Consider the following 10,012-nt stretch of genomic DNA (forward strand, 5'->3'; position numbering starts at 1 on the left):
GGCGCCGCCTCCTCGAGCAGGCGACAACGGCCACCGAGCTGATAGTGGCGCACGGCGCAGTTGTGCTCTTCGAGCGTGGACGAGAAATGATGGCTGCCATCGCCGCGCGAGACGAAATAGAGCGCATCGCCGTCGGCCGGGTGCAGGGCGGCATGGATCGCCGCGCGCCCCGGCAGGGCGATCGGGGTCGGCGGCAGCGCGTCGATCACATAGGTGTTGTAGGGCGTCGCTCGACGCAGATCGGCGCGTCGGATGTTGCCGTCATAGGCCTCTCCCATCCCATAGATCACGGTCGGATCGGTCTGCAGGCGCATCCCGCGCTGCAATCGGCGGACGAAGACGCCAGCAATGTCCGGGCGCTCCTCGGCCAGGCCGGTCTCCTTCTCGATGATCGAGGCGAGGATCAAGGCCTCATAAGGCGTCTTGAGCGGCAGTCCTTCGGCGCGCTGTTGCCATTCCTCGTGCAACACCCGTTGCATCCGCTCGTGCGCACGCTTGAGCACATCGACATCGGTGCTCGCGCGCGCGACCAGGTAGGTATCCGGAAACAACCAGCCCTCGGGATGCGGTTCGTCGATGCCGACCCGCTGCATGATCTCGCGCTCCGAGAGGCCGGTCAGCTCCTGTTGCAGTGTCTCGTGATCGGCGAGGCTTGCCACCGCGTCGCGAAAGGTCCAGCCCTCGATCAGGGTGACTGGGTACAGGATCGAGCGGCCACTGGCGAACAGTCGCAGCAGATCCAATGGCCGCATGTCCTCGGTCAGCGCATATTCACCGGCCTTGATCTGCCCCTGAAGCCGCTGTTGATAGGCCAGGGCGATGAAGAAATAAGGATCCTCGATCAGCCCCTCATCCGTCAGCCGAGTCGCCAACTGGCGCAAGCGCGTGCCGGGGCGGATCTCGAAGACGCGTGGCTCGCGCTGCGCCTCGCCCTGCACCTCGCGCTGTGCCTCGCCCTGCACCTCGCGCTGCGTCTCGTTCTGCGCCTCGGCCTGTGCTGCGGCTTGCGGCGCGGACACCCGTTCGATCGGGGTCGCCAGGAACCCTTGATACTCGAACCAGAGCACCCCGAACAGGGCGGCCCCGACCAGGATCAGCGACATGAGGGCGGCAAGGAAGACCTTCACCACTCGAACTCCGGTTGCAACAGCCGCGCCTGGACGCGCTCGAGCAATGCCCAGGGCAGCCGCGACAGCTCGAACGCCTGCTCCTCGAAGGCGCGCATGGGCCAGAGGCCGATCACTGCGTTGGTCAAAAAGGCCCCTCGTGCCCGAACCAAATCGGTCAGCGTCAGGCGTCGCTCGCGAACCTCGAGGCCCGCCTCGCGGGCGTCTTCGAGGACGCGCGCGCGCGCCGTCCCGGCGACACCACAACGATCGATCGGTGGGGTATGCAGACCCCCATCCTCGTCGACCAGAAACAGGTTGCTCATGGTCGCGCAGACGAGCAGGCCCTCGATATCCAGCATCAGGCCTTCATCGACGCGGCCATCCGCCCATTCCGAGCGCGCCAGGACCTGTTCGAGCCGATTCAGGTGCTTGAGGCCAGCGAGCTGGGGATTGATTCCGAGCCGGGTCCGGCAGAGGCGGACGCGGGCGGCTCGATCGCCTGCCGCGAGCCCGTCGGTGTCGGCACCGAGCGCGGACAAAGGCTGCTCATCGAGCATCAGGATGCGGGTGGGCTTGGGCTCGGGCGGTGGTCGGTAGCCGCGCGCCGAGGGACCGCGAGTGACAATGATCTTGAGGATGCCGCGTTCGACACCGGCACCGAGCCGGGTCACCTCTCGTTTCAGGCATGCCGGGGATGGCACGGGCAGACCGAGCCGAACCGCGCCGAGCGCGAGCCGATCGAGATGCGCGGGCCAACAGCACGGTCGGCCGGCGCGGATCGCGATGGTCTCGAACAGGCCATCGCCGTAAGCGAGGCCACGGTCGGAGACATCGAGATCCGCGCGCGCCTCGCCATTGACGAGGCAACGCGGCGCCGCCCGACTAGAGCCGTTTGAAGGCCAGGGTGCCGTTGGTGCCACCAAAGCCGAACGAATTGCTCAGCGCCAGATCGATCTTCATCTCGCGCGCGGTGTTCGGGACATAGTCCAGATCGCAGTCCGGGTCCGGTGTCTCGTAGTTGATCGTCGGCGGCGCCACCTGATCGCGAATCGCCAATACCGTGAAGATCGCCTCCGCGCCGCCGGCCGCGCCCAGCATGTGTCCGGTCATCGATTTGGTCGAACTCACCGCCAACCGATAGGCATCGTCGCCAAAGGCGTGCTTGATGCCCTTGGTTTCGGCGATATCGCCGGCCGGCGTCGAGGTGCCGTGGGCATTGATGTAATCGACCGACGACTTATCCAGCCCGGCATCGGCGAGTGCCATCAGCATGCATTCGCTCGCCCCCTCGCCGGTCAGCGACGGCGCGGTCATGTGATAGGCATCCGAGTTCATGCCGACGCCGACGAGTTCGGCGTAGATGCGCGCATTGCGGGCCTTGGCATGCTCGTATTCCTCGAGCAACATGACCCCGGCACCATCGCTGAGCACGAAACCATCGCGGTCCTTGTCGAACGGACGGCTGGCCCGCTGCGGATCGTCGTTACGGGTCGAGAGCGCCCGCGCGGCGGCGAAACCACCGAGGCCCACCGGCGAGGTCGCCATCTCGGCGCCGCCGGCCAGCATGGCGTCGACGACGCCGCTACGGATCATGAAGGCCGCATCGCCGATATTGTGCGTCGCGGTGCTGCACGCGGACACGATCGAGTAATTCGGACCCTTGAGCCCATACTTGATCGAGAGATCGCCGGCTACCATGTTGACGATGTTGGCGGGCACGAAGAAGGGCGAGATCTTGCGCGGCCCACCATCGAGATAGGCGCCATAGTTGTTCTCGATCCCAGTGATGCCGCCGATCCCCGAGCCGACGGCAACGCCGATGCGCCGACAATTCGCCTCGGTGACCTCGAGGCCCGCATCCTCGATCGCTTGGCTCCCGGCGCCGATCCCGTAATGGATGAAGGCATCCATCTTGCGTGCTTCTTTCTTGGAGATGTACTGGGTGACGTCGAAGCCATAGATCGGGCCGCCAAAGCGGCTACTGAAGGAGCTCACGTCGAAGTGGGTGATTGGCTGGATGCCACTCCGCCCGGCCAGGATGTTCTCCCACGCGGACGGGATGTCGAGACCCACCGGAGCGACGATGCCGAGTCCGGTGACAACGACCCTTCTGCCTGACATGAATGACCCCTCAAAGCTAGATGGCGACACGCGGCCGCCCAAACATCACAGGCCCACTGCCGGGTAACCCGAAGGCCTAACCCCTCAACCCGGCCAAGGAACCCAAAGGATCACGAGTCGCGCGCGCGCGCTGCGTGACCATCGGCGCCCGGCTCAACCGAGATGCGCGTTGACGTAATCGACGGCCTCTTTGACCTTGGTGATCTTCTCGGCATCCTCGTCCGGAATCTCGGTCTCGAATTCTTCTTCGAGCGCCATGACGAGTTCGACCGTATCCAATGAGTCGGCACCGAGGTCGTCGACGAACGACGCGTCCATGGTCACTTCCTCTTCCTTGACGCCGAGCTGCTCGACAACGATCTTGCGTACCCGCTCTTCAACGCTACTCATGATGATTCAACCCTCAGGATGTGGAGACACGTCACCCTCTTGACGAGAGGCCGCGCCATTTTAGAGACAAACAACGGCGGGCGAAAGCTCGACGACGGCCAAGCCAAGCCCCTCCAACGATGATCATTCGTTTTGCAAACCAGGAGACCGAGTTCAGACCATCAGCATCCCGCCATTGACATGGATGGTTTGGCCGGTCACATACGCGGCGTTCGGCGAGGCCAGGAAGGCCACCGCGGCGGCGATCTCCTCGGGCGCCCCCAGCCGCCCAAGCGGAATGCTGCCGAGCAGCGCCTCGCGCTGGGCCTCGGGCAGCTCGCGCGTCATATCGGTATCGATGAACCCCGGCGCGACCACATTGACGGTGATCCCGCGCGGACCGATCTCGCGCGCCAACGATTTGCTGAAGCCAATCAGCCCGGCCTTGGAGGCCGCATAGTTACACTGCCCGGCATTGCCGCTGACGCCCACCACCGAGCCGATATTGATGATGCGCCCATGGCGCGCCTTGGTCATCGCGCGCAGGCAGGCCTTGCAGAGGCGAAACACCGCGGAGAGATTGGTCTCCAGGATCTCGTCCCATTCCTGATCCTTCATGCGCATCAGCAGGTTATCGCGCGTGATGCCGGCGTTGTTGACCAGGATGGTCGGGCGCCCGCCGAGCCGCTCCTCGACCGCGGCGAGCGTGGCCTCGATGGAACTCGGCTGCGTCACATCCAGGCACAGGCCAATGCCGGGGCGGTGCGCGTCGGCAAACCGCTCGGCGATGCGCGCCGCGCCACCCTCGGTGGTCGCGGTGCCCGCGACCTTGGCGCCGAGACGCGAGAGTTCTGCGGCGATGGCCGCGCCGATGCCACGGCTGGCACCGGTGACCAGGGCGATTTCTCCGTCGAGAAGGGAATCAGACATGGGCGCTTGCCTCAAGTGCATGCGACAAACCGTCTGGCTCGAACACGGGCAGGGTCGTCAGACGTTTGTCAATACGTTTATTCAGGCCGGTCAGCACCTTGCCAGGGCCGGCCTCGATCGCCAGCCGGACACCGCGCTCGGCCACCGCCTGTACGGTCTCGACCCAGCGCACCGGACTGAACAACTGTTGCGCCAAACCGGCGCGAATCTGTTCGGGCGACTCGGCCGTCGCCACGTTCACATTATGGAGCACCGGAATCGACGGCCGCTGCAGCTCCGTCTGCTCCAGCCGCGCGGTGAGTTCCGCAGCGGCATCGCGCATCAGCGCACAATGCGACGGCACGCTCACCGGCAGCAACAGCGCGCGTTTTGCGCCAACCGCCTTGGCGGCATCGAGCGCGCGCTCGACCGCATCCCGTTCTCCGGCGATCACCACCTGCCCCGGCGCGTTGAAGTTGACCGGCTCCAGCACCTGACCCAGCGCCTGGTCGCGACAGAGTGCGATCACCACCTCATCGTCCAGGCCCAGCAGCGCCGCCATCGCGCCCTGTTCATCCGGCACCGCCGCCTGCATCAGACGCGCGCGCTCGGCGACCAGGCGCAGCGCATCCTCGAAGGTCAGTGCGCCAGCGCACGTCAGCGCACTGTACTCGCCAAGACTGTGCCCGGCCATGACCGAGGGCATGGCACCGCCCTGCTCGCGCCAGACGCGCCAGACTGCGACGCCGGCGGCCAGCATCACCGGTTGCGTGTTGACGGTCTGATCCAGGGCCGCCTTGGGGCCTTCCTGGGCGAGCCGCCAGAGATCGCGCCCGAGCGTCTCGGAGGCCTCGTCGAAGGTCGCGCGCACCTGCGGATGGACGGCCGCGAGTTCGGCGAGCATGGCGAGCGATTGCGAGCCCTGGCCGGGGAAGAAGAAAGCGGGATGCATACTCATCGGACGCTCCAATGGTCAGTAGCGCAGTAACGCCGAGCCCCAGGTAAAGCCGCCGCCAAACGCCTCCATCAGCACCGTCTGCCCGCGCTGGATGCGCCCGTCGCGCACGGCTTGATCGAACGCGAGCGGGATCGAGGCGGCCGAGGTGTTGCCGTGCTCGGCCACCGTGACCACCACCTGCTCCATCGCCAGATCGAGCTTACGGGCGGTTGCCTGGATGATACGCAGATTGGCCTGATGCGGCACCAGCCAGTCGATGTCGGCGCGCGTCATCTTGTTCGCCGCGAGGGTATCGTCGACGATCGCCCCGAGGGTGGTGACGGCGACGCGAAACACCTCGTTGCCCTTCATCTGCATATAGGGCGAGCCGTTGCCGCCATTGCCGATCCCGGCCGGCACCTGCAACAGCTCACGATAGGCGCCATCGGCATGCAGATGCGTCGAGATGATGCCCGGCTCGTCGGCGGCGCCGATGACCACCGCGCCGGCGCCATCGCCGAACAGCACGCAGGTGCCGCGATCGGTCCAGTCGATGATGCGCGACAGGGCCTCGGCGCCCACCACCAGGGCGCATTTGGCGCTGCCAGTGGCGATGAACTTCTCGGCCACGGCCAAGGCGTAGACGAAGCCGGTGCAGACGGCCTGCACATCGAACGCGGGACAGCCATGACTGTCCAACCGCTCTTGCAGCAGACAGGCGCTACTCGGAAAGGTCTGATCCGGCGTGGTCGTCGCCACCACGATCAGATCCAGCGCCGAGGCCGCGAGGCCCGCCGACTCCAGCGCCGCGCGCGCCGCGCGCTCGGCCAGATCGACGCAGGTCTCGTCGTCGGCGACGATGTGGCGTTGGCGAATGCCGGTCCGCTCGCGGATCCAACGATCGGAGGTGTCGACCAACCGCTCCAGGTCCTGGTTGGTCATGACCTTGGCCGGCAGGGCGCCGCCGGTACCGAGGATGCGCGCGTAGTGGCTCATGCCGACACCCGCGCGGAGGCTTGCAAGGACATCGCCCGCGCCTCGCCCAGGTGCGCCTCGACCTCGCGCTCGATGCGCGCGATGACCTGCGAGCGAATCTCTTGGTCGGCGATGCGCAGGGCATGCTCGAACGCGAGTTCATCGGCGCCGCCATGGCTCTTGATCACGATCCCGCGCAGTCCGAGCAGACTGGCGCCATTGTAGCGGCGCGGATCGACATCCTGGCGAAAGCCGCGCAACACCGGCAATGCCACCAAGCCCGACAGCCGACTCAGGAGGTTGCGCCCGAAGCGGCGCTTGAGCATCCGGGCGATCAGCGTGGCCACGCCCTCGCTGGCCTTCAAGGCGACATTGCCGACGAAGCCATCCGAGACGACGACATCGACATCGCCGAGGTAGATGTCATCCCCCTCGACATAACCGACATAGTTCAACGAACTCGCGGACAGCAGCTCATGCGCGGCACGCACCTGATCGTTGCCCTTGATCTCTTCCTCGCCGATATTGAGCAGCCCGACGCGCGGCATCGGCAGCCCCTGCACGGCGCGCACGAGTTCGCTGCCCATGACGGCGAATTGGAACAGATGCTCGGCGGTGCAATCGACGTTCGCGCCCAGATCGAGCATGTGCGTCTGACCCTTGAGCGCCGGAATGGCGGTGATGATCGCCGGCCGGTCGATATGCGGCAGGGTCTTGAGCACGAAGCGCGCGGTCGCCATCAGCGCGCCGGTATTGCCGGCGCTGACGCAGGCATCGGCCTCGCCCTGCTTGACCAGGTCGATGGCGACCCGCATCGACGAATCCTTCTTGCCGCGCAACGCCTTCGAGGGCAGCTCGTCCATCGCCACCTCTTGCGAGGCATGGCGCACGCATACGCGCTCGTCAGCCTCGACCGCGCGCGGCAGATGGTCGGCGATCGCGTCCTCGCGGCCGACCAGGATCAAGCGGCAATCCTGACGCTCGCCAAGAAAGCGCAGCGCCGCTGGCACCACCACTCCGGGGCCATGATCGCCACCCATGGCATCCAACGCGAGGGTCTGTCGAACAGCCAAATCGGTGTCTCCTCAGGGATAGAGCCCGCGTGCAAACGCGGGAGGATGCGCGCGTGACGATCGCGACGGCGGCGAGCTGGACAAGCCGACCCATGGACCTCAGGCGTCCTTATCGAGCACCTTGCGACCACGGTAGAAGCCGTCCGGAGTCACATGATGACGCCGGTGGATCTCGCCGGTGGTGCCATCCTCGGACAGCGTGGGACGCGCGAGCGCGTCGTGGGAGCGGCGCATGCCGCGCTTCGATGGGGTCTTGCGATTTTGTTGAACGGCCATTTCGATCTCCGCGTGGGTCGCGATTAGTCCTGACTTTCGGTGTCGTCTCGTGGTGTCTTCAGCGCCGCCAGGGTGGCAAAGGGATGGCGATCCGCGCCTGGTTTGCGATCCGCCTCCAGCGCCGCTCCATCCCCGTCGAGGCCGACCAACCGCGCCACCGTGCTCGGCACCGGCGGTGGTTTGCACGCCCCCTCCGGATGGCGAGGGATCGCTGGAACCGCCAAGATCAGCTCGTCCTCGACGAGATCGGAGGCCCGCATCAGCCGGTCTTCCAGCATCAGTGGTTCGTACTCGGCTGGCAGGGCCTTGGCCTCGTCGAGGCCCTCGACCAGCGCGAGCACGACTTCCGCATCGACCTTGAGGTCGTAGCGCTCGAAACAGCGCTGACAGCATAATGGCAGCTCGGCGACGACCCGACCCAGCACGGTCGAGCGTCCATCGGTATCGCGTCCAAACTCAAACCGGTAATGCGCTTGATTGGGCGTCCTTGCGCTGGTTGGCGCGCTCGCCGCCTCGCCGCCTCGCCACAGCAGCCTGGAGAGGCGCGGCAGACGCCCCAACGCCATCTCGCCTTCGAAGACCGAGCGCTGCGCAACCGCTTTTCGGGGGTCGAGAAGATCCGGAAAAGAGACCGACATAAGCCATTAAATATAAAACGGGGATGGTGTCGCTGTCAATCTCAGTCTCCGGTCAAGGCGAGCAGGACCCCGGCGGCCACGGCGGAGCCGAGGACACCGGCCACATTGGGCCCCATCGCGTGCATCAGCAAGAAGTTGTGCGGGTTGCTCTCGAGGCCGACCCGATTGACGACGCGCGCCGCCATCGGCACCGCCGAGACCCCGGCGGCGCCGATCAAGGGGTTCACCTTGCCGCCCGTCGCCCAACACATGATCTTGCCCATCACCAAGCCGGCGGCGGTCCCGATCGAGAAGGCCAGCGCCCCCAGCACCAAGATCCCCAAGGTCTCGATGGCGAGGAATTTGTCCGCCGACAGTCGCGAGCCGACCGCGAGCCCGAGCATGATGGTGACGATATTGATGATCTCGTTCTGCGCCGCGCGGCTCAGACGCTCCACCACCCCGCTCTCGCGCAGCAGGTTGCCGAACATCAGCATGCCAATCAGCGGCGCCGCCGAGGGCAGCAGCAGCCCGCAGAGGATGAGTACCACGAACGGAAAGAAGATGCGCTCCAGGCGCGAGACCGGGCGCGGCTGCTCCATCACCACGGCACGCTCCTTCTTGGTGGTGAACAGGCGCATGATCGGCGGCTGGATGATCGGCACCAGGGCCATGTACGAATAGGCCGCGACCGCGATCGCCCCAAGCAGATCGGGCGCCAGATGCGAGGCCAAAAAGATCGCGGTCGGCCCGTCGGCGCCGCCGATGATGGCAATCGCCGAGGCATCCTGGAGGGTGAAATCGAAACCGGGCAAGGCATTCAAGGCCACCGCTCCGATCAGGGTGGCGAAGATCCCGAACTGCGCCGCCGCGCCGAGCAGCAGGGTCGAAGGGCGCGCGATCAAGGCGCCGAAATCGGTCAGGGCGCCGACGCCCATGAAGATCAGGAGCGGAAAGATCCCGGTCTCGACGCCGACGCTGTAGATCATCCCGAACAGACCGTCGGGGCCGCCGATGCCGGCCACCGGGATATTCGAGAGCACGGCGCCAAACCCGATCGGCACCAGCAGCAAGGGCTCGAACCGCTTCGCGATCGCGAGGTAGATCAGCCCGCAGCCGATGACGACCATGAGCGCCTGCTGCCAACCGAGGTTGGCCACGCCGGTCGCCTGCCAGAGGGTCAGCAATGCATCCATCGCGTCAACCCAAGGCGAGCAACGGCGCGCCGAGCGCCACCGCATCACCCTCCTTGACCCGAATCTCGCCGACCCGACCCGCCGAGGGCGCGCGCACCTCGGTTTCCATCTTCATCGCTTCGAGCACCAGCAGCACATCGCCCGAGTCGACGGCCTGATCGACGCGCACCTCGACGCGCACGATGGTGCCGGCCATGGGCGCGGTGACCACCCGCCCCTCGGTGATGGTCGCCACCTCGTCGGCGGTCTCGGTGGTACGCACGCGCTCGACCGCTCCCTGCGGCGAGACCATGACATCGTAGCCCTTGCCATTGACCTCGACGCGATAGCACTCGGGCTCGGCGCCCACCGCCGGCACGCCCGTCGGCGTCGCGGCCGGAGTCACAGCCACAGCAGTGGCCCCCGCAGCGGCCGGTGCAGCGGTCGGTGC

12 protein-coding genes are annotated in these 10,012 nt (G+C 66.3%); all 12 read right to left on the reverse strand.

Features of this window, described 5'->3' with window-relative positions; translation table 11 throughout:
- Positions 1–1,127, reverse strand: a 1,127-nt coding sequence (gene mltG / locus ACLFQI_RS07980) for an endolytic transglycosylase MltG (RefSeq protein WP_410758381.1), incomplete at its 3' end; no start/stop codon positions are given.
- Entirely contained in the window at positions 1,124–2,029 is a 906-nt protein-coding gene (gene pabC, locus ACLFQI_RS07985) for an aminodeoxychorismate lyase (protein ID WP_410758382.1), read from the reverse strand. The genes mltG and pabC, both read right to left, overlap by 4 nt.
- A complete protein-coding gene (fabF, locus tag ACLFQI_RS07990) occupies positions 1,992–3,230 on the reverse strand; it encodes a beta-ketoacyl-ACP synthase II (RefSeq protein WP_410758383.1) in 1,239 nt (412 codons plus the stop codon). Before fabF ends, pabC begins: the two co-directional genes overlap by 38 nt.
- 153 nt (positions 3,231–3,383) lie before the next feature.
- Entirely contained in the window at positions 3,384–3,620 is a 237-nt protein-coding gene (acpP, locus tag ACLFQI_RS07995) for an acyl carrier protein (protein WP_200240133.1), read from the reverse strand.
- A gap of 153 nt (positions 3,621–3,773) precedes the next feature.
- Complete coding sequence (gene fabG / locus ACLFQI_RS08000; RefSeq protein ID WP_410758384.1) at positions 3,774–4,529, reverse strand: 3-oxoacyl-ACP reductase FabG; 756 nt, start codon at positions 4,527–4,529, stop codon at positions 3,774–3,776.
- On the reverse strand, positions 4,522–5,466 hold the full coding sequence (fabD, locus tag ACLFQI_RS08005; protein ID WP_410758385.1) for an ACP S-malonyltransferase: 945 nt from the start codon (positions 5,464–5,466) through the stop codon (positions 4,522–4,524). Before fabD ends, fabG begins: the two co-directional genes overlap by 8 nt.
- 15 nt (positions 5,467–5,481) lie before the next feature.
- Complete coding sequence (locus ACLFQI_RS08010) at positions 5,482–6,441, reverse strand: beta-ketoacyl-ACP synthase III (protein WP_410758386.1); 960 nt, start codon at positions 6,439–6,441, stop codon at positions 5,482–5,484.
- Positions 6,438–7,493 carry a phosphate acyltransferase PlsX gene (plsX, locus tag ACLFQI_RS08015; RefSeq protein ID WP_410758387.1) on the reverse strand — a complete coding sequence of 352 codons (1,056 nt, stop codon included), beginning with the start codon at positions 7,491–7,493 and terminating at the stop codon, positions 6,438–6,440. Before plsX ends, ACLFQI_RS08010 begins: the two co-directional genes overlap by 4 nt.
- A gap of 99 nt (positions 7,494–7,592) precedes the next feature.
- Entirely contained in the window at positions 7,593–7,769 is a 177-nt protein-coding gene (gene rpmF / locus ACLFQI_RS08020) for a 50S ribosomal protein L32 (RefSeq protein ID WP_410758388.1), read from the reverse strand.
- 23 nt (positions 7,770–7,792) lie between these two features.
- Positions 7,793–8,335: a YceD family protein gene (locus ACLFQI_RS08025; RefSeq protein ID WP_410758389.1), complete on the reverse strand. Its 543-nt coding sequence runs from the start codon at positions 8,333–8,335 to the stop codon at positions 7,793–7,795.
- A gap of 113 nt (positions 8,336–8,448) precedes the next feature.
- Positions 8,449–9,582 (reverse strand): sodium ion-translocating decarboxylase subunit beta, encoded by a 1,134-nt coding sequence (locus tag ACLFQI_RS08030; protein WP_410758390.1) that lies wholly within the window; start codon positions 9,580–9,582, stop codon positions 8,449–8,451.
- A 4-nt stretch (positions 9,583–9,586) separates the two neighbouring features.
- Positions 9,587–10,012, reverse strand: a 426-nt coding sequence (locus ACLFQI_RS08035; protein WP_410758391.1) for a biotin/lipoyl-containing protein, incomplete at its 5' end; no start/stop codon positions are given.

The organism is Halochromatium sp. (genome assembly GCF_046541315.1).
Lineage (GTDB): Bacteria > Pseudomonadota > Gammaproteobacteria > Chromatiales > Chromatiaceae > Lamprobacter.